The sequence below is a fragment of the Psychromonas arctica genome, from assembly GCF_036697365.1.
Classification (GTDB): domain Bacteria; phylum Pseudomonadota; class Gammaproteobacteria; order Enterobacterales; family Psychromonadaceae; genus Psychromonas; species Psychromonas arctica_A.
The window spans coordinates 171,533-198,047 of record NZ_JBAHZA010000003.1 but is presented as its reverse complement, the minus strand read 5'-3'; the positions used below and the strand labels follow the sequence as shown (position 1 = coordinate 198,047).

The following is a 26,515-nucleotide window of genomic DNA, read 5'->3' as shown; positions in this document are numbered from 1 at the left end:
GAATAAAAGCAATGCAGTGGTTTTTAACGTTAGATAAATCCCTAAGACAATATTTATTGGTAACCTTTAACTATTGGAATTTCACCGTGACTGACGGTGCACTACGTATGTTAGTGGTGCTGTATTTTTATCAATTAGGTTACAGCCCGTTAAACATCGCGTTACTGTTTTTGTTTTATGAAGTATTTGGTGTGATCACCAACCTCGTTGGTGGCTGGCTTGGTGCACGGTTAGGCTTAAATCGCACCATGAACATTGGCTTAGCCATGCAAGTGATTGCGTTATTATTACTCACTGTTCCAAGTGAATGGTTAACTATTCTTTGGGTGATGATGGCGCAAGCTTTATCTGGTATCGCTAAAGATCTCAATAAAATGAGTGCTAAAAGCTCCATTAAAACGCTCATTCCTAATAATCAACAGGGTAAACTTTACCATTGGGTTGCAGTATTAACAGGCTCTAAAAATGCGTTAAAAGGCGCAGGTTTTTTTATTGGCGGTTTACTATTAACGCTGGTGGGCTTTCAAATTGCCTTGATGATCATGGCGGGAATATTAGCAGCCGTTTTTATCATGAGTTTGATGTTCCTTGAAGGGGATTTAGGAAAAGCAAAAACTAAACCTAAGTTTAGTCAGATGTTTTCAAAATCAGGCCCGGTGAACATCTTATCGGCGGCACGTTTATTTCTATTTGCATCTCGCGATGTATGGTTTGTTGTTGCCTTGCCAATTTACTTAGCCAGTATTTTTGGTTGGTCACACTCAATCGTCGGTGGTTTCCTCGCTACTTGGGTAATTGCTTACGGTATAGTGCAAGGTTTTGCTCCTAAAATAACCGCTTTTTTTGTAAAAGAGGGTGCAATACCAGACGGTAAAAGTGCCATGCTATGGTGTGCGTTATTAGCGGTTGTAACAGGTTTATTAGCGATAGGTATACAGCTTGAGTGGCAAGTACAAACCTTGATTATCGTTGGATTATTGATTTTTGGCGCCATCTTCGCAACCAACTCCTCGTTACATTCCTACTTAATTATTAGCTATGCTAAACAAGATGGTGTTTCATTAGATGTTGGTTTCTACTACATGGCAAACGCAATGGGGCGCTTAGTAGGCACAGTATTATCCGGCTGGGTTTATCAAGCCTACGGTTTTGCTGCATGTTTATGGATAGCCTTTGCTTTCCTAGTGGTCACAAGTTTGATTTCATTAAAGTTGCCTAAGCAGGGAAGTGATGCAAATAGCTAAATGCGAATGATAAGACTGATTAAGGCATTTGTGATGCACAACAGGGCTTAGATAATGACTGGAATTTTTTAAATTAATCTGTCTTTATAGCCAGAGATAGTATTGAATATGGGCCGATATTGTCAGGGCAGAATTTCACACCTGTTTTTTGATTATCATCTTTAAAGAATTATTTTTTATTAGTAGTACTAAAGCAAAAGGGTAATGAAAAATTAACATAGTCAGTTAACAATTAGGGGGCTTTGCTTGTATTTGATGCTAAAAACGACTCTTTGAATGGATTCTAGATGTAATTATTTCATCAAGCTCTAATTATGATTTTGGCAATAGGTGCTACTGTTGGAATTGCTTGCTTGTTTATAACAAACACAGATAAGTTTGCGAAATTCTGAACAATATCAGAAATTAAAGTTATTCTGAATATATCATTCGTACAAATATTGTGCTGTTTAACTCAAAGGTTTTTAGCGAATTCATCTCAAAGAAAGTACTTTTTCAATTTATTCAATATTTTGTCGTTTAATCTTGCGACTTGTGAACTTTAGTTAGTAAGGATTTACATGATAGATAAAATAGTATTAGTTGTGTTAGGCGGAGTTGTTGGTTTTAGTTTAACCCTACTGAAGGACTCAATTGCTATGAAAAAGGCAAAGTCAGTAGATTCTAATTACCTTGCTATTGTTGTATCAACAAGTTTAGAACGTTTTATAGCGGGCTGCTGTGAAGTTGTTTGTGACAAAAGGTTTATAGATCAGAACGGATACACACATTCTAAAGTTTCAACACCCTCATTTGATCCATTATTATTAGATGTTGAGTGGAAAGTATTACCTCCAGCACTACTCTATAAATTACTTAGTCTTCCAGAACATATAAACGAAGCCAATGTATATATAGGATCAGTAAGTGATCATGTAGCATCACCACCTGATTTCGATGAATATTTTGAAGCTCGTGTTAATAAGTATTCATATTTAGGTTTGCAAGCTATAAAAATGTCAGAAGAACTAAGGGAGTTAGGTAACTTACCTAAACGTAAAGTTATTAAATCCGGAGATCATCAAATATTTTTAAACGCTATTCAAGAGCTTGAACAAAAAGAGCATGCTCAGAGAGAGTTTCAAACAAAGATGTTTAATTCTGCTATTACAACTAATCGACAACCATAAACTTTAACTGCTGATGTTTTTAATTCTTCCTTTTAATCATATAGTGATTTATATGGTATTAGGTAGTTGCTGCTGAAGCAAAGTATCATAAACTTAAAGTATCCTTTCAAATAGGAAAAATAGAACACCTGCAACTTATTAAAAGAGAAATCATAAAGCTCGCTATACAAAGGGATTAATAATGAATCATACATACAAAGGTACTTGTTTATGTCATCGAATTACTTTTGTCGTTGATGGCTTTAACGAAAAGGCGGCTAATTGCCATTGCACTATGTGTCAAAAATTTCATGGGGCTGCATTTGGTACTCTCGTCGGTGTTTCGGGGTTAACATGGATTTCAGGTGTTGAATTAATAAAAGATTTTACAGCACCAAATGGTACAACTCGTTCATTTTGTAAAGAGTGCGGTTCAAGTTTAGGCTTTAGGGTTAAAGGCGCACCAATAGAAGAAATAGAATTAGCTATTGCACTCTTTGATGATGATATTCCGGTGGTGATTGACGCTCAAATCTATACTAAGTACCGAGCTAATTGGAGTACGCTTCAATCTGAGGTACCCGCATTTTGTGAAGGTAGATAGTTTTAAAAGTAGCTAGATAGTAAAGTAAAGGTGCTTCTCGGGTAAAACATAGAATTTAGACTTAAATGATTAACCATCACTTTCTATCTCTCTCGAATTAACTTCTTTGGAGGTCTTTATCAATATTCAACGCTTTTCAGCCTTAACCAATCTTTCTTCCCATACTATTCGCTACTATGAAAAAATTGGTGTGTTAAAGCATATCGCACGGAATAGTAGTGGACATCGATTTTTTACTACAAAAGATATTGAGTGGATTCAATTTGTTAAACGTTTAAAAGAGATGGGGATGCCGCTGGATAATATAAAGCTGTATGCCGATCTACGAGAGCAGGGTGAATCAACAGCAGAGCAACGTAAACGGTTGTTACAAGAGCATGTTGTTATCCTAGAACAAAGGATTGCATTAGAAGCATTGCATCTAAAAAAGATTAAAGAAAAAATCCTTTATTACGAAAATATAATCGATGTACCTAAAATTTAAATGATTGACTTAGAGTGTACTCTAAGGATTAACCTCTGTTCATCGCATCAATGAACAGAGGTTACTATGACAAGATTAAATGAACGTTATGAAACAGGGTTAAAAAATCTAAGAGCAATTGATAGAAAAGCGGGTGAAAAAGTGGTCGAGAGTTTAATTGACTGCTCACCGGACTTAGTTAAGTACATTATTGAATATGGGTTTGGTGATGTTTATAACCGAACTGAGCTTGCACTTAAGTCAAAAGAGTTAAGCGTAGTGGCTGCTTTAACTGCTATGGGAAATGCTGCACCACAGTTAAGAGTTCATATTCATGGTGCATTGAATGTCGGCGCTAATATCGCTGAAATCCAAGAAGTGATATTACAAATGTCTAGCTATGCTGGTTTTCCCGCTGCGATTAATGGCATGTTAGCCTTAAAGGAAGTGGTTGCGGAACGCGAACAAGAGGGAAAAATAGATGAAGTAGGGTTTACTCAGTCACCTTCTTTTCCTGAAGGAGCTTCACGTTATGAGTTAGGTGCACAAAGCCTCAGTCAATTAGATGAGAATCAAGTTGAAAACTTACAAACGACTTTTAAGGATATCTCCCCCGATCTCGCTAGGTTGGTGATTGAATACGGCTTTGCAGATATTTTCTCAAGACCCGGTTTAGATAGTCAGCATAGAGAAATGGCCACCATCGCAGCGTTAACCGCGATGGGCACTGCTTTAGCACAGCTTAAGTTTCATATTAAAGCCGCTTTAAATATAGGCGTCAGCCAGATAGAAATTCGAGAAATAATGATTTTAATGAGTGTTTATTGTGGTTTTCCTGCCGCTATTAACGGCACTTTAGCTTTAAAAGAAGTGATGAGTGAAAGTAGTTCGTCATAACTAGGAATTTTAATGTTTGTTATTTAACGTCAATACAGGTGGGGCAGTAAGAAAAGCGAATCAACACTGCTGTTTAATATAGAACTATGTTTTACTAGCAGTTTCATCTTATAAATACTCTAGTTATCTGATTTATATTTTTTGATGCAGTATAAATATCATGATGCTAGAAGTAATAGTTATAAAAAGTGATTAAAGACATACCATTAAACTATCCAATAATTGATTTAAAAGGGGAGAAAGTGTGTTTAGCTCAAAAAAGACAAAGAACGAGAAACTCTCTCAACAAAAAATTGATGCGGCTATCAAACGTCTTGAACGTTTTAGTAAATTAACCGATAGCAGTATTCGTATCCCTTTTACTCAATTTAAAGTCGGGGTGGATGCGATTATCGGTTTGGTGCCTGTGATTGGTGATGCTATTGGTGTGTTGTTATCTAGCTATGTTTTGTTTGAGGCGCATCGAGTAGGAGCCAGTAAAGCTATTAAATTAAAGATGATTGTTAATATTATCATCGATTTCTTTGGTGGTTTGATTCCTATATTTGGTGATTTTTTCGATGCCTTTTTTAAAGCCAATACACGCAATACTACTCTGCTAAAAGATTATCTAATAAAACATGCGTAGGCTTTGTTGATAAGTCAGTCTTCAGGTTAATTTGCGTTGTAATTCATCACACTTTACGTATTGTTAAGCTTTACTCATCCACATTAATCTTAAAGGAAGTCTTATGAAGTTAACGCTTTATCACATGGGGCATTGCCCATTTTGTAAACGAGTTATTAAAGTTATTCAAAGCCAGAAAGTAGCGGTGACTTATAAAGATTTAGATGTACATGATAAGTTAAGAAAAGAGTTAATGGCGGGCGGTGGTAAAGTGCAAGTGCCTTGTTTATTGATTTCTGAAAAGGGAAAAAGTGACCAGTGGATGTATGAATCCCAGGATATCATTCATTTTTTAAAACAACATTATTAATTTTAACAGCTGTTCTAAGCTGGTGGCTTTGCCAGCTTATGTTGATTCACAAATTGCTCTGCTAATTGTTTTACCATAGTCTGACTGATCGGGTTATGAGTATGGTTTGCCAGTAACAATACGATATCTACCGCTGGCAAAGCTGGCAAACTGGGGTCATCAATGATGATTAATGACTCTGCTTTGCTTATTTCTGCTATTGCACCTACTGCTAAATGGTTTTTTACTAGCGCATCAAGTGAACTTAAACTCGAACAACAGCCAATCACTTTAAACTGTCTCTCAGTTTTTAATAATCCTTCTATTGCCGCTTGATGAAATTTACAATCACGCATAAAAATAGCTATTGGTAAGGTCATATCTTGGTGGTAATTAAACCCTTTGCTTCTAACCCAAACACCGCTACTTGCATGTAGGAAGTATCCTTCTTCTGAACTAGGAGAACGAGTCGCTATAATTAAATCTAGTAAGCCTTGATCTAGCTGGTTCTTTAGTTCTGTAGTTGATGCACAAGTGATTTGTAAATCTAGTTGTTCAATAAGTTGATGTAAGAGCTGAGTTATTTGGGGCAATATTGACAGAGCGTAATCATCAGGACAACCTAGACGTATACGAACCTGACCAGCGCTTGTTTTTAATTGTTTATAGGCTTCGTCATGTAGTGCAATTAATTGCTTTGCATAACTAGCTAACTGAATACCTGCATTAGAAAGAATCAGCTGTCGACCTTGCTTAATAAATAATGGATTAGCAACATCTGATTCCAATTTCTTCATCTGCATACTAACAGCTGACTGGGTCCGGCAGACTTGCTGTGCGGCACGAGTAAAGCTGCCTGTATCAACAAAGGCTAAAAAAGTACGAAGAGCATCAATATCCATTTTAATCCTATGACGTTTAATACATCAATTTAATTGATGTAAGGTATGAGAAACTTTGGCGAGTATTTAGGCATATTATGTTTTACATTGTTTATAACTTAATCACTTAGGAGTTGTAATGCAATTATTTATTGGCAATAAAAATTATTCTACATGGTCATTGAGAGCTTGGTATTTAATGAGCAAATTCAATGTATTATTTGATGAAACACAATTGGTACTTGATACGTCAGATTTTTATGATGAACTGCAAAAACATTTTACAGTACAAAAAGTACCTGCGCTGATCGATGGGGAGTTAAATGTCTGGGACTCACTAGCAATTTGTGAATACATCAACGATGCTTATTTGTCAGGTGCTGCATGGCCTAAAAATACTCATGATAGGGCTCAGGCTCGAAGCTTAAGTGCTGAAATGCATTCTGGCTTTATGGCGTTAAGAAATGAAATGCCGATGAATATAAGAGCCACTCGTAAAGTTGAGTTGTCTCTGGCAGCTAAAAAAGATATTGCGCGTATTGATAATATTTTTGCTAACCAACAGACCCTTTACCCTAATTCATGGTTATTTGGTGAGTTTAGTATTACAGATGCAATGTATGCCCCTGTGGTATTACGTTTAAAAACATATCAGATAAGTTTATCACCTGCGGCAGAACAGTATTGCCAACATGTGATGAGCTGTAAAGTACTGCAGAACTGGGTTACACAAGCGTTAACTGAAACTGATATTGTCGAATCAGATGAAGCTGGTGTAGAAGTTTAACGACATGTAAATAAAAGGGGACAACATTGTGTCCCCTAGAATAGTTTAGCTAGCTAACATGGTTATGCTGGCTAGCATTATTTAATTAAACAACAGTGATTACATCATTCATTGCTAATCGTGCTTTTGGTAAGCCGTAGTTATAATCTTCTTCTGCTTTCGGGTAGCCGATTGCTAATGCAACTTCACAAATATGTCCGTCTAGCTCTTCTTTGAATAATTCACCGATCAAATCAGCATCAACGCCTTCCATCGGTGTTGATGAAATTCCCATACGTGGCAATGTATGTAAGATATTACCTAGCGCAAGGTAGACCTGTGCTTTAGTCCATGAACCGTTATAGCCATGTTCATCTGTATTTGAATCTGCAAAAGCGTAAGCGCCCATGAAATTATCGTACATTTCAGTTGGCAGGTGCCCTGAACTCACTTCCGCATCTACACGCTTACGGAATTTCTCTTTAGTGAATTTAGGATCGTAGGCAAATAAAATAGTATGTGATGCTTCTTTTGCATGTAATTGGTTAAACTGATGTTTGTTAGCAAATGTGTCGTGTAAACGTTGTTTACCTTGCTCACTTTCAACCACGATGAATTTCCATGGTTGTGAGTTTATAGATGATGCAGAAAGACGCAGCGCTTCTTTAATTATTTGCATATCTTCAGCTGAAATACGCTTTGTTGTATCGTATTTTTTAGTCGTGTAACGAACGTTTAAGTCTTTAATGATTTGTTGGTTCATGGTGTTATGTCCTGAATTTTTGAGTCTTTTAGCGATTGCTTTAATGAGTGTAATTAGTGTAATGGCTTACGCTCATTTGATGTGGCTAGTATATTGATTTATTGTGGTTTTATTAGATTGGTAATGCTAAAAACAGTTTCTAGTTTTTGTTAATAATAAGGAGAGAAGAGGGGGATAAGTTCATTAATGCTTTTTTATGAGAAGTTTTAATAACATTGATTAATGGAACACTACATTTAATGACTCACTTTGATTGGTAAAATGAGCCTTAATAGGAATAGTAAATTAGCAAGTAACAGAGCGGTTACGCATAATAAATGCTCTTGTATGGTCATAAGTCAGGTTGTAGAAGAAAGCATAAATAGTAATAAATATAGTCACGCCAATATCCATCATTAGTGCTTGCCATAAACTCACTGCTAACAACAGTGCAATGACAGGTATAGTAATAATCAGTAAGCCACCTTGAAATAAAATAGTATGCGTAATTCGTAATGATAGTGTTCGTTGTGTTTTATCTCCCGTTACAACGCGATCAAAACACCAGTTATAGATGAAATTCCAAGCCATTGCGATAGTCGCTACTATTATCATGGTTCCTGATAGTGAAGCTGGGTCGTGATCTGTAAATACAATTAACACTAGGATAGCTAGGCTGACCGCTAATACTTCGAATAAAACAGCGTGGAAAATACGTTCAATCGGTTTCATTTGGTTTTTATCTCTCTATAAATTGATACCTCTACACATGTAGAAAGTGCGATTATAGTGCTCTAAATCGCACAATAAAGTTAATAGCTATCACAAATCGTGATAGTCTGGGTTTGACGATTTAGAGGAGAGCTTTTATGTACAGCTTAGAGCAATTAAAAATATTTGTGACCGTGTGTGAAACAGGGTCTTTTTCTGCTGCAGCTCGCCAATTAAAACGAGCACAGTCAGGTGTTAGTCAATCGATTGCTAATCTTGAAATCGCAATTGATAAAACGTTATTTAATCGAGATAAAAATACGCCGACCTTGACTGAACAAGGCATAGCTTTGTTGCCTATTGCTAAGTCGATGTTGCATCAGCAACAAAATTTTGATCAAAAAGTGCAATCTTTAGCGCAAGGTGAAGAGCATGAATTAGTTATTGCCATTGATGAGAGCTTGGTAAACCAGGTCTTAATTAAGATCTTATCGTCTTTGGCTGAGCAGTTTCCAATTACGCATTTCGAACTAGTGGTAGCATCAACGTTTGATGTGGAAAAGATGGTGAGGGAAGGAGAGGCTCAAGTCGGTATTGTGTATGTCGATGGTGAGTTGAAGGTGGATATGGATTTCTTCACTTTAGGCCATGCACGCTTTCTCACTATTGCTTCTCCGACACATTCTTTAGCTGATTTATCTATTGTAGAAGAAGCTGATTTGAAGTTACATCGGCAATGTGTTCACCGCAGTAATCAGAAAAAAGAGTTATGGTTTAGTTATAAAATTAGCCCAACAGCCTGGTATGCGAATACACATAAGGCATTAATAGAATTAGTAAAACAAAATGTTGGTTGGGCTGTGGTACCTGAGCTGCTCGCTACTCAATACATTGAGTCTGGCGAGGTTATTTCTTTACCTGTCGCCCATGAGTATGATGGCTGGCTTACTGTAGTGGGGTGTTTAGTCTCCCGAAGCCGACCATCTGGGCCAGTGTTACTAGCGGTCACTCAATTATTACAACAATATTCTCTCGCTGAAAAACAGTGGATCCAGAGAACGTAATTTATACTGACTTTTTATTAAATAGATTGCTTATTAGTGTCACCACTAAAAAACATAATCCACCAGAAACCAAGCCCACAAACCCGGTTAATATGCTGGGTAATATTGAGGCTAAAAGGGCCGGCATAGCAGTGAATAAAGCGATGATATGATGAACCCATTCTGCGAGAAAAGGCAGGTTATGCTCAATTAAGCCACCGCCCACCAAAAACATTGCCACTGTTCCAACGAATACTAATAATTTCATTAAGATAGGTGCAAAAGCGATTAAGGATTTTCCTATCAGCGACAACACGGATTTTGTATTGTCTTCGGATTTTTTTATTAAATATAAGCCCAAGTCATCCATTTTTACGATAGCAGCAACAAAGCCATATACAAAGGCCGTTAATCCTATTGATAATGCTGCTAAGGTTAAAATCTGTGCGACTAGATCATCAGAGGGAATTGAAGCAAGGGCAATAATAATGATTTCCGCTGATAAGATAAAATCGGTACGAATAGCGCCTTTGATTTTTTTCTTCTCTACTGCTACTAAATCAATGTTTTGATCCGCATTCGCTTGAAGGCGTTGTTGTTTTTGATGCTGTTTGTCTGGAGTAAATAGAGAATGAGCTATTTTTTCAAAGCCTTCAAAACATAAATATATGCCACCAATTAATAACAATATATTGATAGCAATAGGTAAAAAGGTACTTAACAGTAACGCAATGGGGAGAATAATGGCTTTATTTAATAATGAGCCTTTTGCCACAGCCCAAACCACAGGAATTTCTCGGTCTACTTTTACACCTGATACTTGTTGCGCATTAAGCGCTAGATCATCACCTAAAATGCCGGCCGTTTTTTTGGCTGCTACTTTACTCATGGATGCAACATCATCTAATACAGTGACAATGTCATCTAATAAAATTAATAAACTAGCCATAGCGGAACCTCTTGATTAAACGGGTGTTAATTTAACGTTTTTTTTCTTCTTTCATTTGCCAATCTTCTAGCTCTACTAAAATCGATAGTGCACCTTGACCACCAAACTCCAAGGGAGCTTGGTGAAAAGCTAAAATATCAGGATGTTGTGCTAGCCAAAGTGGTACTTGTTTTTTAAGCACATGTTTACCCATACCATGCACCACACTGCAGCAATATAACCCTTCTTTTTTGCAACAGTTAATCAAAGCTGCAAGCTCACTCTTTGCTTCTTGTTGTGTTAAACCGTGCAAGTCAAGAATGATCTCTGGCGTGAAGTCTCCACGACGTAATTGCTTCACTAAATATTTTTCAGCATCGGTTCGACTATAACGAACTGGGCCTTCACTTGGCAGTAATGGCTCATAGGCATCAGAGAAATGGCTTTGTTCAAAGTTTTGTTCGCGTTTTTCTTTAATGACCGCTTTATTCTTAATGTTTTTCGGGGGCAATTTTATGGTATCCTGTTGCAATTTTTTGATACCAGCAAATTCTGCGCTAAACAGCGAAAAATCATCATCATTATTATAATCGGTCATGGTTTTTCCTAAACTAGGTAGTTGAATGAGCGAAGTTTACCTTAAGTGGAGAATAAATTGGATACGATTTTTAGTGATGAAGCGGTTGATGAGTTAGTAACCATTCAAGATATATTACGTTGGGCTGTTACTGAGTTTAATCGTGCAGGGCTATTTTTTGGCCACGGTACTGATAATGCTTGGGATGAAGCTGTACAACTAATCTTGCCGTCATTAAACCTTGAGTTGCAAAGCAATATCTCTATTTTACAATCACGTTTAACACAACGTGAACGTAAAATGTTGGTTGAATTAATTGTGACACGTATTGAACAGCGCATTCCTGTGCCATACTTAACTAATAGTGCATGGTTTGCAGGGTTAGAGTTTTATGTTGATGAACGTACTTTAGTGCCTCGCTCTCCTATTGCAGAGTTGATTGAAACTAAATTTGAACCATGGGTTCAAACGTCACCTAAACGCATTCTTGATTTATGTACGGGCAGTGGTTGTATTGCCATTGCTTGTGCTTATGCTTTCCCTGATGCAGAAGTGGATGCGGTTGACCTGTCTGAAGATGCATTAGAAGTAGCAGATATTAATATTCAAAACCATGGTTTATCTCAGCAAGTGTTCCCAATTCAGTCAGATCTGTTTAGCGGTGTTGAAAATGAGAAGTACGATCTGATTGTATCTAATCCGCCTTATGTTGATGCGGAAGATATGGCAAACTTGCCTGATGAATATAAACATGAGCCTGAGTTAGGTTTAGCTTGTGGCGATGACGGACTGGATTTAGTGCGTGAAATGCTACGTCAAGCAAGTGCAATGTTAAATGATGATGGTGTGTTATTTGTAGAAGTAGGAAACTCTCAAGTGCACTTACAAGCTGCTTACCCAGAGATCCCATTCCAGTGGATTGAATTTTCAATCGGTGGACACGGTGTATTTGCTCTGACTAAAGCACAGCTTGAAAACATTAACATTTAGTTATACCAACATCTTTTTTAAGATGAACGGTATTATTTAAAATTTATTAAAGTGAGAAATTAACAATGGCAGGAAGCAGTATTGGTCAAGTATTTAAAGTGACAACCTTTGGTGAAAGCCATGGTGTGGCGTTAGGTTGCATCATTGATGGTATTCCACCTAATTTAGCGATCACTGAAGAAGATTTACAACATGATTTAGACCGTCGTCGTCCAGGACAATCACGTTATACAACTATGCGCCAAGAAGGCGATCAAGTTAAAATTTTATCGGGTGTTTTCGAAGGTAAAACAACGGGTTGTAGTATTGGTTTAATTATTGAAAATACCGATCAACGCTCTAAAGATTACTCAGCGATTAAAGACTTGTTCCGTCCTGGTCATGCTGATTACACTTACCATCAAAAATATGGACACCGTGATTACCGTGGTGGTGGCCGTTCTTCTGCACGTGAAACAGCAATGCGTGTAGCGGCTGGAGCCATTGCTAAAAAGTACTTGAAAGAGCAGTTTGGTATTGAGATTCGTGGTTACTTAAGTCAAATGGGCGATATCACGCCAGATACCATTGATTGGAATGAAGTAGAAAATAACCCTTTTTTCTTTCCTGACACGAGTAAATTAACTGACTTAGAAGATTGCGTGAAAGCGTTAATTAAAGAAGGTAACTCGATTGGTGCTAAGGTAACAGTCGTTGCTTCTGGTGTGCCAGTTGGTCTAGGTGAGCCGGTATTTGACCGTTTAGATGCTGAATTAGCGCATTCTTTAATGAGTATTAATGCCGTTAAAGGTGTAGAAATTGGCGATGGTTTTGAAGTAGCAAACCAAAAAGGTACTGAGCATCGTGATGAAATGACCCCTGAAGGTTTCTTATCAAACCATGCTGGTGGTGTTTTAGGCGGTATTTCAACGGGCCAAGACATTGTTGCCTCAATTGCGTTAAAGCCAACCTCTAGTTTAACGATTCCAGGTCGCACTATTACGACAGATGGTGAAGCAACTGAGATGATCACGAAAGGTCGTCATGATCCATGTGTTGGTATTCGTGCTGTGCCTATTGCAGAAGCGCAAATGGCGATCACTTTACTTGATCATGTATTACGTCATCGTGCACAAAACTTACACGTAACAACTAATACGCCTCACTTAAAGTAGTCTGCTTCTAGCTGGTAACAAAAAGTTGTTATTATTTAAAATCCGATGTTTAAGCGCATCGGATTTTTTATACCTATCGTTTTATTAATAGCCTTTAAAGACAACAATCCTATTGTCTCTTTTACTAACTAGAGGTATCGCTTAAATTGTATAATCTTTCCTTGTTCAGTCATTTCTATTTTTTCTGCTTCTAATAAGGTTTTTTGTCTGATAAATGCGTCGCCTTTCAAAGATATTTTTCCCTGTGAGTTGACGACTCGATGCCAGGGTAAACGGGTATCTTTTGGAAGCCTTGCTAATATTTTACCGACATGACGAGAATGTGCGGGGAATCCTGCTTGACTAGCAAGTTGCCCATAAGTAATCAATTTTCCTTTTTCTAAGTATGATAAAATGGTAAAAATGTTTTGTGCAAACTCATCCATTAACTGATTCCCATATAACTTTGATTTCTTTGTCGATTAATTGATCAAACAATGCTGTTTTATATTACTTTGTGTGTAATATATACATTAGGTATTAATCTTTTCATACACTTATCAACGGAAGAAACATGAATATCCGTGGCTTACTTATTATTACTTTTTGTTTAATTGTGATCATTCCCATGACTATTTTTTGGGCGTGGCCTTATTCAAAAGCGTTAGATCTTGAAATAAAAGAAGTAAACGAAAAACATTTGGTAATAGCTAAGAACCTTTCTACTGCTTTTGAACGCTACTATCAAGATGTATTAGGTGTTTTTTCGATATTAGAAACAGGATCTCAGAAACAAGTTAACTCATCGGAATTTAATGCTCTATTGAAAAGCTTTCAGTTTCTCGAAGTTGCCGTTATTAGCGAAGATGGGAAGCTACAAACTTGTATTTTTAGCCGTCAAACACAATGTCAGGAAGTGACTCAACCAAGTATTTTAACTTTGGTTAAGCATACTTTAGAAAATGACCGTATTCGTATTTCTACCGTGACAGAAGCTACCTACCTTGATGATGCTCCAGTCATGTTAGTGGTAAAAAGGTTAGGTAATCAGATTCTATTAGGGTATTTATCAACGGAATATATCATTGAAATGGGCAAACGAGTCGCGTTTGGTGAAAAAGGTCATGCTGCGATTGTTGACCAAGCTGGCCAAGCATTAGCTCACCCTTTGCCATCATGGGTACAAACTAGAAAAGATATGAGTCAGATCAGTGCTGTGCAAAAGATGTTAGCTGGCAAAACAGGGGTTGATAAATTTTACTCTCCAGCGCTGAAGGGAGATATGATCGCTGGTTACACCTATGTTCCTGGTGCAGGGTGGGGCGTAATGGTGCCGCAACCAATTAAAGAACTAGAAGGCCGAGCAATAGCAATAGATCAAGCGGCAATAATGGTGATGCTTATTGGTGTAGCGTTAGCATGTTTATTTGCTATTCCAGTTTCATTGTTAATTATTAAACCATTAGAAAACCTTTCAAAAACTATCAATTCAATTAAAAGGGGTGAAAGTAAAGTTAATCTCGCATTTTCATTTTCTAAGGCTATTCCCCAAGAGATTTCTGAGTTAAAAACGCAATTTGCTAATATGATGGAAACCATTGAAGCAAAAGAAAGCGTGATTGCCAAACTCGCTTATTTTGACTCTAATACCGGCTTGCCTAATCGTAATTATTTTTATCGGTTATCCAATAAAGCACTAGACAAAATGATTAAATTCAATCAAAAAGGGGCGTTAGTTTTTATTGATTTTGATGGTTTTAAAGAGGTTAATGATACCTATGGGCATAAAGCAGGCGATGAATTACTGTATTTATTTGGCCAACGTCTTATTCATTATTTCGAGCTTAATAACTTATCTGAATCGGAATTAGTATTTTACGATTCTTTACCTAAGGTTATTCCGGCTAGGCTAGGAGGCGACGAGTTTGTCATCTTATTACAGGATGTGCAGGATAAGTTAGAAGTTTCCTCTGTGATTAAAGATTTGCTACGCATTGTTTTTGAAGAATACAAAATAAATCAACAAGTCAGTTTAAAAGTAACAGGTAGTGCAGGAGTCGCACTATTTCCTAAGGACGGCAATAAGTATGACCAGCTAATGAGAGCGGCAGATTTAGCCATGTATGATGCAAAATCAGCAGGTAAAAATACAGTTTGTTTTACACAGCCAGAAACACTATAAAATCATTTTTCTACTTAAAAATTCGCTTTGATTTTTAATAATACTTTGTTTTCCTTTCCAAAAAAGTATGAACTAGAAAACAATAAAATTTATAAGCCAGCTAATCTATTTAATATCTAAAAAAGTTCCTGCCTAAATATCGATAAAGCTAGCTTTTGCGAACCTTTCTTCTATTAAATAAAATCATTTATTTTGAAAAATGACAGGGCAAGTACGTTGAAAAGTAAGAAACTTTCAGTTTTTTCAAAAAAAATGTGAACTGACATGGACTGAAAAGCGTAGATTTATGTACAAATATTAACCAAGTGAAGTGTTTGATAAAAAAATACAAAAATAAGATTTAGCTAAACAAAACAACTTATAATGAAAATGTAAATTACTTGTTAAGTTAAATTTAAAGACCTGCTAACATTTAAAAAATGAATTTATATTCACTTTTTTAGCATGTAAATTCACGTTTTTGCGGGTTTTCGCATTGTTTTTCTGTAGATGATAGTCATTATTTTTATCAATCTATTTTTATTAAAATAGCGACTGGCTACATATTTAAGCGTCTTCAGCGAAATTAATGTTTAAAAAAGTGATCTAGGTTTCATTATATCTCATTCTTTAGCCCAAAGAGTACAAGTGAATAAGAAAATTGGATTTTATGTCGCTTAAAAGATAGAATAGCGGCGAATTCTCACCTCTAACAGTAGGGTGGTTATCAATAATTCGTGTACTGGCCCTATGCTTGTAGGGTTGTCGTGCGAGTTGTTTACTAAGCAAGGACGTTTTGTAAAAGTGCACTTTTCTCAAAAAAGTAGTTTTCTTACAAAAAGTAAAAAAAATTAATTGCTTGTTTTTTGTTCATCAAATTACAAGCCGTGTGTAGCACTTCGAAACATTAGATTTAGCAGTGCGAGAAATTTTTACTGTTTTATCTTGAAGGACATGTTTATGACTAATAAAGAGCAGAATGCTCAAGGCCTTTATGTGCCAGAAATGGAGCACGATGCCTGTGGTATCGGTTTTGTAGCACATCTTAAAAACAGCAAGTCTCACAAAATTGTGACGCAAGCTTTGGATATGCTAGCGCGTATGGAACACCGTGGTGGTCAAGGTTGTGATCCATGTAGTGGTGATGGTGCAGGTATTCTTTTACAAAAACCGCATGAGTTTTTAGTAACTGAAGCATTAAAAGAAGGAATTACCCTTCCTAAGTTTGATCAATATGGTGTAGGTACCATCCTATTCCCTAAAGATGAAAATCATCGTGATCATTGTCGTGAAATTTTAGCACGTACTGCTGAACGTCTTTGTCTTGAAGTCATTGGTTACCGCGTTCTTCCTACAGATAACTCGATGATTGGTGCTGACCCCCTAAGTAGTGAGCCACAATTCGAGCATATGTTCGTTACTGGTGGTCCAGATATGGAGCCTGCAGTATTAGAGCGTAAATTATTTATTTTACGTAACTACGCGACACGTATCTGTTTAGAGTCTGTAAATGGCATTGAAGATAATTTCTACATTAATACATTCTCATACAAAACAATTGTATATAAAGGTCAGTTAACGACTGAACAAGTACCTCAATATTTCTTAGATTTACAAAATCCAAGTATGGTAACTGCGTTAGCGTTAGTTCATTCTCGTTTCTCTACTAATACATTCCCTCGTTGGCGTTTAGCGCAACCGTTCCGTTATATTGCTCACAATGGTGAGATTAATACGGTTCGCGGTAACATCAACTGGATGAAAGCGCGTGAAGCACTGCTTGAAGCAGAATATTTCACTCGCTCTGAATTAGACATGTTAATGCCAATCTGTACTGATGGTATGTCTGACTCAGCAAGCTTTGATATGGCACTGGAGTTGTTAGTACTTTCAGGTCGTAGTCTTCCTCATGCATTAATGATGATGATTCCAGAAGCTTGGCAAGAAAATAAAAACATGGACCCTAAGCGTCGTGCTTTCTACCAATACCATGCAAACTTAATGGAACCTTGGGATGGCCCAGCTTCTGTTTGTTTCACTGATGGTGTACAAGTAGGGGCAACGCTTGACCGTAACGGTCTTCGTCCATCACGTTACACAGTAACAAAAGATGACTTCTTAGTAATGGCATCTGAGTCTGGTGTTGTAGAAATTGAACCTGAAAACATTAAGTTACGTGGTCGTTTACAACCTGGTCGAATTTTTGTCGCTGACCTTGAACAAGGCCGCATCATTTCTGACGATGAAGTGAAAGATGGCATTGCAGCAAGAAAGCCTTACGAAACATGGTTAGAAAATAACTTAGTTAAGTTAGAGAAACAACCTGCGGCGTTAGAGCGTAATATTCAACCTGATGCAGGTAAATTGTTAAAACGCTTACAAGCTTTTGGTGTTACATCTGAAGAAGTTAACGAGATCATTCTCCCTATGTTCCGCGATGGTAAAGAGCCATTGGGTGCAATGGGTGTGGATTGGCCGTTAGCTGTGTTATCACACCAATCTCAACATTTATCTCATTACTTCAAGCAATTATTCGCGCAAGTAACTAATCCACCAATCGATCCGATTCGTGAGCGTATGGTTATGTCGCTGAATACTTACTTAGGTAAGGATAAGAACTTATTGTCTGAAACACCTGAGCATTGTCATAAAGTTGAGCTTGAATCTCCTGTATTAAGTAATGCTGAATTACAAAAAATTAATGCACTTGATGATAAGCATTTACAAGCTAAAACATTAGAGACTTTCTTTGCTGCATCTGGTGAACCAGGTAAATTGAAGAAAGCACTGGCACGTATTTGTCGTTACGCAGAAGATGCAATTCATGATGGTTACTCAATCATTATTCTTTCTGACCGTAATGCAACCTCTGACCATGCACCAATTCCTGCTATGTTAGTAACAGGTGCGGTACATCACTACTTAATCAAACGTGGTCTTCGTGCTATGTGTGACATCGTAGTAGAGACTGGCGATGTACGTGAAACACATCATTTCGCAACAGTAATTGGTTACGGTGCTTCTGCTGTAAATGCTTACTTAATTGAAGAGATGATTGTTGACCTACAGGCTAAGAATCGTTTACCTGCAGATAAAGATGTTTGTGATATCTTCAAGTCTTACAAAGCTGCAATCGATGCCGGCCTATTGAAGATTTTCTCGAAAATGGGTATTTCAACAATTCAGTCTTACCAAGGTGCGCAAATCTTTGAAGCACTGGGTATTAGTAAATCTGTTGTTGATGACTACTTCAAAGGTACAGTTACTCGTATTCAAGGTCTATCGATCGATGATATCGCTAATGAAATTTTAGTACGTCACCGTTTTGCATATCCGTTACGTGCAGTTCCTGTACAACGTTTAGATGTAGGTGGTGTATACCAGTGGAAACAGCGTGGTGAGAAGCATTTATTCAATCCTACAACGATTTCATTGTTACAAGAGTCAACACGTAATAAAAACTATGAGCAGTTCAAGCAGTATGCTGAAACTGTTGATAAGCAAGGTGATGATGCAGCAACATTGCGTAGCCAATTTGAATTTGTACCTAAAGCATCAGGTCCAATCTCAATTGACGAAGTAGAGCCAGCTGAAAATATCTTAAAACGTTTTGCTACTGGTGCGATGAGCTTCGGTTCTATCTCACACGAAGCTCATTCAACGTTAGCGATTGCAATGAACCGAATTGGCGCTAAGTCAAACTCTGGTGAAGGTGGTGAAGACCCAATTCGTTTTACACCAAAAGAAAATGGTGATTGGGAACGTTCAGCTATCAAGCAGGTTGCATCGGGTCGTTTTGGTGTTACATCTTATTACCTTACTAACGCTGCTGAAATCCAAATTAAGATGGCACAGGGCGCTAAACCAGGTGAAGGTGGTCAATTACCAGGTCACAAAGTAGATGACTGGATTGGTCGTACACGTCACTCAACACCGGGCGTAGGTCTAATTTCGCCACCGCCGCATCATGATATCTACTCAATCGAAGATTTAGCTCAGCTTATCTACGATTTGAAGAATGCGAACCGTGAAGGTCGTGTTAACGTTAAGTTAGTATCAGAAGCTGGTGTAGGTACGATTGCATCAGGTGTTGCTAAAGCAAAAGCTGACGTTATCTTAATCGCTGGTTTTGATGGTGGTACAGGTGCATCACCTTTATCATCTATCCGCCATGCAGGTTTACCATGGGAACTAGGTTTATCTGAAGCACATCAAACGCTAATGAAGAATGGTTTACGTAACCGTGTTGTTCTTCAAGCTGATGGTCAGATGAAAACTCCGCGTGATTTAACTATCGCTGCGCTATTAGGTTCTGAAGAGTGGGGCGTAGCAACAGCAGCATTAGTTGTTGAAGGTTGTATCATGATGCGTAAGTGTCACTTGAATACATGTCCTGTTGGTATCGCAACACAAAACAAAACATTGCGTGAACGTTTTGACGGCCGTGTAGAAGATGTGGTTACTTTCTTCGGCTACATGGTACAAGGCATGCGTGAAAACATGGCTAAGCTAGGCTACAAAACGATTACTGAAATGGTTGGTCAAACACAAAATCTTAAAGTGCGTGATGATGTAAGCCATTGGAAATACAAAAACCTAAATTTAAGCACTATTCTATTTAAAGAAACGGCTAAAGAAGAAGATGGGATGTTTAATCAAACAACTCAAAATCATAATCTTGAAGCGGTATTAGATAGAAAACTGATTGATTTAGCTAAACCAGCACTTGAGAAAGGCGAAGCAGTAACGGGTTCATTCCCAATTACTAATATCGACCGTTCGTGTGGCACTATGTTGTCAAACGAGATTTCAAAAGTGTATAACGACCAAGGTCTACCTCTACCGATGCAAGTTAAGTTTAACGGCTCTGCAGGTCAATCATTTGGTTGTTTCCTTGCAAAAGGCGTAGAGTTTACTGTTGAAGGTGACGCGAACGATTACTGGGGTAAAGGTTTATCTGGTGGTCAAATCGTGGTTTATCCTCATCGTAATTCAAGTGTTGTATCGAAAGACAACATCATCGTAGGTAACGTATGTTTCTATGGTGCAACGTCTGGTCAGTCTTATATTAACGGTATGGCTGGTGAACGTTTCTGTGTACGTAACTCGGGTGCAGAAGTTGTTGTTGAAGGTATCGGTGATCACGGTTGTGAGTACATGACTGGTGGTATCATGATTAATCTAGGTACAACAGGTCGTAACTTTGCGGCAGGTATGAGTGGCGGTGTTGCTTATATTTGGGATAAAGATGACACATTTACAGCTAATTGTAATATGGAGCTAGTTGACTTAGATCCATTAGATGAAGCTGATAAAGCGCTATTAATTGCTAAAATCACTAAACATTTAGAGTTAACTGAATCTAATACAGCGGCTGATTTCTTAGCTGATGTTGATGCAAGTTTAGCTAAAGTAGTGAAAGTAATGCCTCGTGATTACAAGGCAGTATTAGCGGCTCGAGCGAAAGGAGAAGCATAATGGGTAAGCCTACTGGATTTTTAGAATTAGGTCGTGAATTGCCACCGAAAGTATCGGTTGAAGAGCGCCTAAAAAATAATAAAGAGTTCGTACAAAACGACGTGTTTGGTAAAAAGGTTAATGACCAAGCTTCTCGTTGTATGGACTGTGGTGTACCTTTCTGTCATAACGGTTGTCCGATTGGTAACATCATTCCTGAATTCAATGACGCGGTTTACCGTGAAAGTTGGTTAGAAGCTTGGGATGTCCTAAGCTCTACTAATAACTTTCCTGAGTTCACTGGTCGTGTTTGTCCTGCTCCTTGTGAAAGCTCGTGTGTATTAGGAATCAATCAAGACCCAATTACAATTTGTAATATTGAAAAAACCATCGTAGAAAAAGCTTACGAAAATGGTTATGTAAAACCTAAGATTCCAACTTCACGTACAGGTAAAACGATTGCGATCATCGGTTCAGGTCCTGCTGGACTTGCGGCTGCAGAGCAATTAAATTCAGCGGGTCATACCGTGACAGTTTACGAGCGTGATGAAAAAGTAGGTGGTTTATTACGTTTTGGCATTCCTGACTTTAAACTAGGTATGGATGTTATCGATCGTAAAATCGCGGTAATGGAAGCAGCTGGTATTAAAATGGTTGTAAATGCACACATCGGTGTTGATTTTGATGCTAAAGACTTGCGTAAGCAATTTGATGTTGTATTACTGACAGGTGGTTCTACTGTACCGCGTGACTTACCAATTCCAGGTCGTGATTTGAAAGGCGTTCATTTTGCAATGGAGTTCCTAGGTCAAAATAATCGCCGTGCAAATGGTATGGACCTTAAAGCAGAAGAGATTCATGCAAAAGATGATCACGTAGTGGTTATTGGTGGCGGTGATACTGGTTCTGACTGTGTTGGTACTTCAAATCGTCATGGCGCTGCATCTGTAACGCAAGTGGAAATCATGCCGATTCCACCTGAAAAACGTACAGTGAATATGCCTTGGCCTTCTTACCCAATGATCTTAAAAACAACTACTTCACATGAAGAAGGTGTTGATCGTCACTGGTCAATCCTAACTAAAGAATTCATTGGCGATGAAAACGGTAATGTTAAAGAGTTAGTTGTTGCTGATATCGAATGGGAAGAAGCTGCACCAGGTCAACGTCCAAACTTTAAAGAAATTGAAGGTTCTGTACGTTCAATTCCTTGTACTAAAGCATTCTTGGCAATGGGCTTTTTACACCCAGAACCAACAGGTGTTTTAGCACAATTAGAGATTGGCCTTGATGAGCGTGGTAATGTTAAAACTAACGATTATCAAACAACTCAAGAAGGTGTTTTTGCTGCTGGTGATATGCGTACAGGTCAATCATTAATCGTACGTTGTATTAATGAAGGGCGTGAAGCTTCACGCGCAATCGATGCATACTTGATGGGTAATACTAACCTTGAATGTATCAACGATTCATTAATGATTGCTAATTAATTACATTCATAATTTTGAATGATTATTGAGCTGATTTAATTGATAAATTAACCAATAGTTTGTTTTAAATTATAGCAAAAACATAAACCCCCTCTCTTTTTTAGAGTAGGGGGTTTTTTTGTGCTCAAACTAGTATAAAATCTCGGCCCCCTGAACTCGGTATTTAATACCGATTATATTAAATAAGTGATCTAAAGGTATGGGTAGGAAATTAGCTTAATTTAAGATGTTCTTTAATAGTTGAAGATATTGCTTCAATTACTAATATCGAATGAACCGGCTACTTTCTCTGTGAATAGTTCACTTAATTAGTGTGATTGGGACTTTATCGTTCAACTAAAACACATTGTCTAGAAGCTGTATTCCTGCAGTTTCGAATTTAATGTAGACCAAAGGAAAGTTTCATGTCTTTAATCGACTTCTCAGCTTCGATGCTGTCGATCGTACCTGCTGCCGTTGCGCTCGGGTTAGCTATTATTACTCGCCGCGTACTTATATCACTTGGTATCGGTATTATTTTAGGTGCTTTACTACTGGTTGACTACTCAATCGTAGATGCGGGTAAATATATTTTTAGTACTGTTAAAAGTGTAGTGGTAGAAGATGGTGGCCTTAATACTTGGAATATGAGTATTGTTGCCTTTTTATTATTGTTGGGCATGATGACTGCTGTACTCACTTTATCTGGTGGGACCCGTGCATTTGCAGATTGGGCATTAGACCATATTAAAGATAAGCGAGGTGCCTCATTACTTGCAGCATTCTTAGGTGTATTTATCTTCATCGACGATTACTTTAATAGCTTGGCTGTAGGCTCTATCTCACGTCCAGTGACCGATCGTTTTAATGTGTCACGTGCTAAGTTAGCTTATATTCTTGACTCTACCGCTGCACCTATGTGTATCTTGATGCCAGTATCAAGTTGGGGTGCTTATATCATGACCATCATTGGTGGTATTCTTGTTAGCCATGGTATGACTGAGTATTCACCATTAGGGGCTTACGTTGCTCTTATACCGATGAACTTTTATGCGTTATTTACCTTGCTCATGGTATTTGCTGTTATCTTATTTAAATTAGATATAGGTACGATGAAGCAACATGAGCAAGCTGCTGAAAATAGTACTTCGATAGAAGATGCAAATCAGGTTGATCTACAGGATGAGTTAGGTATTGAAGAGCACCAACGTGGCAAAGTAGGCGACTTAGTATACCCAATTATTAGCTTAATCTTAGCGACTTTATTCTTTATGGTGTACACAGGTAATGTAGCCTTAGCTGAAGCTGGTAACGCTTTTTCAGTATTAGGTGCGTTTGAAAATACTGATGTAGGTGCTTCGCTAGTTTATGGTGGCTTAGTCGGCTTAGCATTTGCGTTATTGACAGTATTAAAGCAAAAACAATCTTTTGATAACATCCGATTTGCTTTATGGGTGGGCGCTAAATCTATGTTTGGCGCTATCATTATTCTATTTTTTGCTTGGTCAATTGGTAGTGTAATTGGTGATATGAATACAGGTACTTACCTATCGACACTGGTACAAGGTAACATTGGTTTACATTGGTTACCGGTGATTTTATTTGTATTATCTGGAGCGATGGCTTTCTCAACTGGCACCTCATGGGGGACGTTCGGTATTATGTTACCGATTGCTGGTGATATGGCTGGTGCAACTGATCTAGCGATGATGCTGCCTATGTTAAGCGCAGTATTAGCTGGTTCAGTTTTCGGTGATCATTGTTCTCCAATCTCTGATACAACTATTTTATCGTCTACAGGTGCGCGTTGTAAGCACATTGATCATGTTGCAACTCAATTGCCTTATGCATTATCAATGGCGTTTGTATCTATTGTTGGTTTCGTTGTTATTGGCTTTACAGGCTCTACTATGATCTCGTTGGTTGCTGCAAGTATTGCCTTTATCGCTGTCATTGCGACGATGAAAGTAATGTCTAAAAAGTAGTTTACTACGACTTTAGTTGTTGATTATAAAAAGCAGGTTCGCCTGCTTTTTTTGTGTCTATCATTTAACATTTTATAGCAGTCATACTCTTTTATCGTTTGCTTACTCGATTCTTTCACCTTATATTTATTACTTAACTCATTTAAATTTATATCACTTTTATTTCATATTTTAGCCATACCCTTGTCATTTTCTTTGATTAGTTTGAAAAGTCTTACGCTTAATAAAATGGAATTCAAAATATTATGTCAATATCGCAACAGCAATACTTCGACAGAGAACTTAGTTGGTTATCCTTTAATCAAAGAGTGCTACAAGAAGCACAAGATAAAACGGTTCCCTTGATCGAGCGATTACGTTTTTTAGGTATTTACTCAAGTAACATTGATGAGTTTTATCAAGTGCGAGTGGCCAATGTCCGTCGCGTAGCGTATTTAAGTCAATTCCAGAAAAAAGATAAAGCCAGACAGTTATTTGTTGAAATCCAAGAAAAGGTTCAGCAACTTCAAAATGAGTTTGACCAAACCTATCAAGATTTATTATTTCAATTAAGTGATCACGATATTGATCTAATTAATGAAAAACAGCTCAATGAATATCAACAACAATGGCTAACTGAGTATTTTAAAAATGAGTTAAGTAGCCACGTTTTTCCTCTAATCATTACCGCTAAGATCAATTTAACTGAACAAATTAAAAATGATTGTACCTATTTAATGATCGAAATGCGGACGGCTGAAGAAGATCTAAAGGACCATTATGCCTTAGTAGAAGTGCCTAGTGATGTGCCACGCTTTGTAGAGCTACCCGTTGATCAAAACAGTAAACAAAAAAATATTATTTTAATCGACAATATTATTCGCCATTCTTTGCAGTCAGTATTTAGCGTATTTTATGATTTTAGCCATATTCGTGCTTTCTCTATTAAGTTAACCCGTGACGCTGAATTTGAAGTGCACGGAGAGATAAACCAAAGCTTATTAGAAAGTATGTCAAGCGGGCTTCGTTCACGTTTAAATGCAGAGCCAGTGCGCTTGTTGTATGACAGAAAAATGCCTGAAGCTATGGTGGAAGTATTGAAAAAAGGGTTAAAAATAAAATCTAATAAGCGTTTAAATGAGAGTGGTCGTTATTTAAGTTTTAAAGATTTTATTGAATTCCCTTCAATTGGCTGTAAAGAGTTACGCTACAAAAAATTACCAGCTTTACCTCATACGGTATTAGATAGTTACCGTAATATTACTCAGGCGATCAAAGAACAAGATATTTTACTGTATTACCCTTATCATAAATTTAGTTACTTTACTGAATGGCTAAGACAATCGGCCTTTGACCCACAAGTTATCAGGATCGAGATATGTCTATATCGTGTTGCAAAAAAATCTGCGGTAATTGAAGCGTTAATTGAAGCAGTAAAAAATGGTAAGCATGTTCACGTTAATATAGAGCTACAAGCCCGTTTTGATGAAGAAGCAAATATTGAATGGGCTGAAGAATTATCGAATGCCGGAGTACACGTGACCTATGGTGTGAGTAACTTGAAAGTGCACGCTAAGCTATGCGTGGTTACTCGTGAAGAAGATGGGGAAATTATCCGATACGCGCATGTTGGCAGTGGTAATTTTAATGAAAGTAACGCAAAAATTTATACTGATTTTAGTTTGTTTACTTCGGATGTCGATATTTGTACTGAGTCGGCTCAGGTATTTGAATTTATTAAGTCACCTTACCTACAGTTTAAATATAAGCATTTGATTGTATCGCCAACGCATACTCGCGATAAAGTCATAGAGCTAATTGATAAAGAGATTAAATACGCGAAGCAAGGCTATCCAAGTGAAATTATACTTAAGCTCAATAATTTAGTTGATGATATCTTCATTGAACAACTGTATAGAGCAAGCAACGCTGGGGTTAAAGTCACTTTAATCGTTCGTGGTATTTGCGCATTGGTGGCAGGTGTTTCCGGCCAAAGTGAGAATATTACCGCTGTCAGTATTGTTGACCGCTATTTAGAACATGCACGTGTTTCTATTTTTTCAAATGGTGGTAAACAACGCATTTATATCTCTTCCGCGGATTGGATGACGCGCAACATAGAAAGACGTATTGAAGTAGGATGTCCGATTTACTGCCCTAAAGTGCAAAAAATGATTCTTGATATTATCAATATTCAATTAGCTGATAACTGTAAGGCAAGGATCCTTAATGCAGATCAGTCCAATCAATATTTAACGCAAAACAAAGGTGAGCAAACATTACGCTCACAGATGGTTATTTATGACTATCTTAAGCAACACAATAAAGAAGAAGCTAAAGCGCTAAAATAATACCGAATACTTGGTTAGTGAGATCGGTAA

The 26,515-nt window shown here is 37.5% G+C and carries 22 protein-coding genes and 1 pseudogene; 17 read left to right on the top strand and 6 right to left on the bottom strand.

Features of this window, described 5'->3' with window-relative positions; translation table 11 throughout:
• Nucleotides 1-11: 11 nt before the first annotated feature.
• From arsJ to V5290_RS04910, 8 genes and pseudogenes are all read left to right on the top strand, one after another.
• Nucleotides 12-1,244 carry an organoarsenical effux MFS transporter ArsJ gene (arsJ, locus tag V5290_RS04945; protein WP_333382475.1) on the top strand — a complete coding sequence of 411 codons (1,233 nt, stop codon included), beginning with the start codon at nucleotides 12-14 and terminating at the stop codon, nucleotides 1,242-1,244.
• A gap of 560 nt (nucleotides 1,245-1,804) precedes the next feature.
• Complete coding sequence (locus V5290_RS04940) at nucleotides 1,805-2,413, top strand: hypothetical protein (RefSeq protein ID WP_333382473.1); 609 nt, start codon at nucleotides 1,805-1,807, stop codon at nucleotides 2,411-2,413.
• A 181-nt stretch (nucleotides 2,414-2,594) separates the two neighbouring features.
• The gene (locus tag V5290_RS04935; protein WP_333382472.1) at nucleotides 2,595-2,996 is read left to right on the top strand and encodes a GFA family protein; all 402 of its coding nucleotides are present in this window, start codon (nucleotides 2,595-2,597) and stop codon (nucleotides 2,994-2,996) included.
• 106 nt (nucleotides 2,997-3,102) lie between these two features.
• Nucleotides 3,103-3,480 (top strand): MerR family transcriptional regulator, encoded by a 378-nt coding sequence (locus V5290_RS04930; RefSeq protein WP_333382470.1) that lies wholly within the window; start codon nucleotides 3,103-3,105, stop codon nucleotides 3,478-3,480.
• 66 nt (nucleotides 3,481-3,546) lie between these two features.
• Nucleotides 3,547-3,924 (top strand): annotated as a pseudogene (locus V5290_RS04925) (carboxymuconolactone decarboxylase family protein); the annotation flags it as partial.
• Nucleotides 3,907-4,356 carry a carboxymuconolactone decarboxylase family protein gene (locus tag V5290_RS04920; RefSeq protein ID WP_416351598.1) on the top strand — a complete coding sequence of 150 codons (450 nt, stop codon included), beginning with the start codon at nucleotides 3,907-3,909 and terminating at the stop codon, nucleotides 4,354-4,356. The pseudogene V5290_RS04925 and the gene V5290_RS04920, both read left to right, overlap by 18 nt.
• A gap of 244 nt (nucleotides 4,357-4,600) precedes the next feature.
• Complete coding sequence (locus V5290_RS04915) at nucleotides 4,601-4,984, top strand: DUF4112 domain-containing protein (RefSeq protein WP_333382468.1); 384 nt, start codon at nucleotides 4,601-4,603, stop codon at nucleotides 4,982-4,984.
• 103 nt (nucleotides 4,985-5,087) lie between these two features.
• On the top strand, nucleotides 5,088-5,333 hold the full coding sequence (locus V5290_RS04910; RefSeq protein ID WP_333382466.1) for a glutaredoxin family protein: 246 nt from the start codon (nucleotides 5,088-5,090) through the stop codon (nucleotides 5,331-5,333).
• 14 nt (nucleotides 5,334-5,347) lie between these two features.
• Here the strand turns inward: V5290_RS04910 and V5290_RS04905 are convergent, their stop codons facing one another.
• Entirely contained in the window at nucleotides 5,348-6,214 is an 867-nt protein-coding gene (locus V5290_RS04905; RefSeq protein ID WP_333382465.1) for a LysR family transcriptional regulator, read from the bottom strand.
• 118 nt (nucleotides 6,215-6,332) lie between these two features.
• Between V5290_RS04905 and V5290_RS04900 the strand changes: the two genes are divergently transcribed.
• Complete coding sequence (locus tag V5290_RS04900) at nucleotides 6,333-6,980, top strand: glutathione S-transferase family protein (protein ID WP_333382463.1); 648 nt, start codon at nucleotides 6,333-6,335, stop codon at nucleotides 6,978-6,980.
• Between the two features lie 85 nt (nucleotides 6,981-7,065).
• Here V5290_RS04900 and V5290_RS04895 read toward each other — a convergent pair whose 3' ends face one another.
• Both V5290_RS04895 and V5290_RS04890 read right to left on the bottom strand, forming a co-directional pair.
• Nucleotides 7,066-7,722: a nitroreductase family protein gene (locus V5290_RS04895; RefSeq protein ID WP_333382461.1), complete on the bottom strand. Its 657-nt coding sequence runs from the start codon at nucleotides 7,720-7,722 to the stop codon at nucleotides 7,066-7,068.
• A gap of 285 nt (nucleotides 7,723-8,007) precedes the next feature.
• The gene (locus tag V5290_RS04890; protein ID WP_333382460.1) at nucleotides 8,008-8,433 is read right to left on the bottom strand and encodes a PACE efflux transporter; all 426 of its coding nucleotides are present in this window, start codon (nucleotides 8,431-8,433) and stop codon (nucleotides 8,008-8,010) included.
• A 137-nt stretch (nucleotides 8,434-8,570) separates the two neighbouring features.
• Between V5290_RS04890 and V5290_RS04885 the strand changes: the two genes are divergently transcribed.
• Nucleotides 8,571-9,476, top strand: a complete 906-nt coding sequence (locus tag V5290_RS04885; protein ID WP_333382458.1) for a LysR family transcriptional regulator — start codon at nucleotides 8,571-8,573, stop codon at nucleotides 9,474-9,476.
• A 1-nt stretch (nucleotide 9,477) separates the two neighbouring features.
• Here V5290_RS04885 and V5290_RS04880 read toward each other — a convergent pair whose 3' ends face one another.
• Together V5290_RS04880 and smrB are read right to left on the bottom strand one after the other, a co-directional pair.
• Nucleotides 9,478-10,404: a DUF808 domain-containing protein gene (locus tag V5290_RS04880; protein ID WP_333382456.1), complete on the bottom strand. Its 927-nt coding sequence runs from the start codon at nucleotides 10,402-10,404 to the stop codon at nucleotides 9,478-9,480.
• Between the two features lie 31 nt (nucleotides 10,405-10,435).
• Nucleotides 10,436-10,981 carry an endonuclease SmrB gene (gene smrB / locus V5290_RS04875; protein WP_333382454.1) on the bottom strand — a complete coding sequence of 182 codons (546 nt, stop codon included), beginning with the start codon at nucleotides 10,979-10,981 and terminating at the stop codon, nucleotides 10,436-10,438.
• 57 nt (nucleotides 10,982-11,038) lie between these two features.
• On the opposite strand from smrB, the gene prmB reads away from it, so the two are divergent.
• Together prmB and aroC are read left to right on the top strand one after the other, a co-directional pair.
• Nucleotides 11,039-11,950, top strand: coding sequence for a 50S ribosomal protein L3 N(5)-glutamine methyltransferase (gene prmB, locus V5290_RS04870; RefSeq protein ID WP_333382452.1), 912 nt, complete (start codon nucleotides 11,039-11,041; stop codon nucleotides 11,948-11,950).
• 65 nt (nucleotides 11,951-12,015) lie between these two features.
• Nucleotides 12,016-13,104 carry a chorismate synthase gene (gene aroC, locus V5290_RS04865; RefSeq protein ID WP_113819104.1) on the top strand — a complete coding sequence of 363 codons (1,089 nt, stop codon included), beginning with the start codon at nucleotides 12,016-12,018 and terminating at the stop codon, nucleotides 13,102-13,104.
• Nucleotides 13,105-13,232: 128 nt separating this feature from the next.
• Here the strand turns inward: aroC and V5290_RS04860 are convergent, their stop codons facing one another.
• Nucleotides 13,233-13,529, bottom strand: coding sequence for an MGMT family protein (locus V5290_RS04860; protein ID WP_333382449.1), 297 nt, complete (start codon nucleotides 13,527-13,529; stop codon nucleotides 13,233-13,235).
• Nucleotides 13,530-13,657: 128 nt separating this feature from the next.
• On the opposite strand from V5290_RS04860, the gene V5290_RS04855 reads away from it, so the two are divergent.
• The 5 genes from V5290_RS04855 to ppk1 all read left to right on the top strand — a co-directional run bounded on the left by V5290_RS04855 (nucleotide 13,658) and on the right by ppk1 (nucleotide 26,485).
• Nucleotides 13,658-15,265 (top strand): sensor domain-containing diguanylate cyclase, encoded by a 1,608-nt coding sequence (locus V5290_RS04855; RefSeq protein WP_333382447.1) that lies wholly within the window; start codon nucleotides 13,658-13,660, stop codon nucleotides 15,263-15,265.
• Nucleotides 15,266-16,204: 939 nt separating this feature from the next.
• Complete coding sequence (gltB, locus tag V5290_RS04850; RefSeq protein ID WP_333382446.1) at nucleotides 16,205-20,722, top strand: glutamate synthase large subunit; 4,518 nt, start codon at nucleotides 16,205-16,207, stop codon at nucleotides 20,720-20,722.
• Nucleotides 20,722-22,191: a glutamate synthase subunit beta gene (locus V5290_RS04845; protein WP_333382443.1), complete on the top strand. Its 1,470-nt coding sequence runs from the start codon at nucleotides 20,722-20,724 to the stop codon at nucleotides 22,189-22,191. Before gltB ends, V5290_RS04845 begins: the two co-directional genes overlap by 1 nt.
• Before the next feature lie 404 nt (nucleotides 22,192-22,595).
• Nucleotides 22,596-24,155, top strand: coding sequence for a Na+/H+ antiporter NhaC family protein (locus V5290_RS04840; RefSeq protein ID WP_333382442.1), 1,560 nt, complete (start codon nucleotides 22,596-22,598; stop codon nucleotides 24,153-24,155).
• Between the two features lie 245 nt (nucleotides 24,156-24,400).
• Nucleotides 24,401-26,485 carry a polyphosphate kinase 1 gene (ppk1, locus tag V5290_RS04835; protein WP_333382440.1) on the top strand — a complete coding sequence of 695 codons (2,085 nt, stop codon included), beginning with the start codon at nucleotides 24,401-24,403 and terminating at the stop codon, nucleotides 26,483-26,485.
• Nucleotides 26,486-26,515: the final 30 nt, after the last annotated feature.

What these genes read in the sequence shown, in the direction of transcription:
- arsJ (WP_333382475.1), top strand. Translation starts at nt 12, where the DNA reads ATGCAGTGGTTTTTAACGTTAGATAAATCCCTAAGACAATATTTATTG.
- V5290_RS04940 (WP_333382473.1), top strand. Translation starts at nt 1,805, where the DNA reads ATGATAGATAAAATAGTATTAGTTGTGTTAGGCGGAGTTGTTGGTTTT.
- V5290_RS04935 (WP_333382472.1), top strand. Translation starts at nt 2,595, where the DNA reads ATGAATCATACATACAAAGGTACTTGTTTATGTCATCGAATTACTTTT.
- V5290_RS04910 (WP_333382466.1), top strand. Translation starts at nt 5,088, where the DNA reads ATGAAGTTAACGCTTTATCACATGGGGCATTGCCCATTTTGTAAACGA.
- V5290_RS04905 (WP_333382465.1), bottom strand. Translation starts at nt 6,214, where the DNA reads ATGGATATTGATGCTCTTCGTACTTTTTTAGCCTTTGTTGATACAGGC.
- V5290_RS04900 (WP_333382463.1), top strand. Translation starts at nt 6,333, where the DNA reads ATGCAATTATTTATTGGCAATAAAAATTATTCTACATGGTCATTGAGA.
- V5290_RS04895 (WP_333382461.1), bottom strand. Translation starts at nt 7,722, where the DNA reads ATGAACCAACAAATCATTAAAGACTTAAACGTTCGTTACACGACTAAA.
- V5290_RS04890 (WP_333382460.1), bottom strand. Translation starts at nt 8,433, where the DNA reads ATGAAACCGATTGAACGTATTTTCCACGCTGTTTTATTCGAAGTATTA.
- V5290_RS04885 (WP_333382458.1), top strand. Translation starts at nt 8,571, where the DNA reads ATGTACAGCTTAGAGCAATTAAAAATATTTGTGACCGTGTGTGAAACA.
- V5290_RS04880 (WP_333382456.1), bottom strand. Translation starts at nt 10,404, where the DNA reads ATGGCTAGTTTATTAATTTTATTAGATGACATTGTCACTGTATTAGAT.
- smrB (WP_333382454.1), bottom strand. Translation starts at nt 10,981, where the DNA reads ATGACCGATTATAATAATGATGATGATTTTTCGCTGTTTAGCGCAGAA.
- aroC (WP_113819104.1), top strand. Translation starts at nt 12,016, where the DNA reads ATGGCAGGAAGCAGTATTGGTCAAGTATTTAAAGTGACAACCTTTGGT.
- V5290_RS04860 (WP_333382449.1), bottom strand. Translation starts at nt 13,529, where the DNA reads ATGGATGAGTTTGCACAAAACATTTTTACCATTTTATCATACTTAGAA.
- V5290_RS04855 (WP_333382447.1), top strand. Translation starts at nt 13,658, where the DNA reads ATGAATATCCGTGGCTTACTTATTATTACTTTTTGTTTAATTGTGATC.
- gltB (WP_333382446.1), top strand. Translation starts at nt 16,205, where the DNA reads ATGACTAATAAAGAGCAGAATGCTCAAGGCCTTTATGTGCCAGAAATG.
- V5290_RS04845 (WP_333382443.1), top strand. Translation starts at nt 20,722, where the DNA reads ATGGGTAAGCCTACTGGATTTTTAGAATTAGGTCGTGAATTGCCACCG.
- V5290_RS04840 (WP_333382442.1), top strand. Translation starts at nt 22,596, where the DNA reads ATGTCTTTAATCGACTTCTCAGCTTCGATGCTGTCGATCGTACCTGCT.
- ppk1 (WP_333382440.1), top strand. Translation starts at nt 24,401, where the DNA reads ATGTCAATATCGCAACAGCAATACTTCGACAGAGAACTTAGTTGGTTA.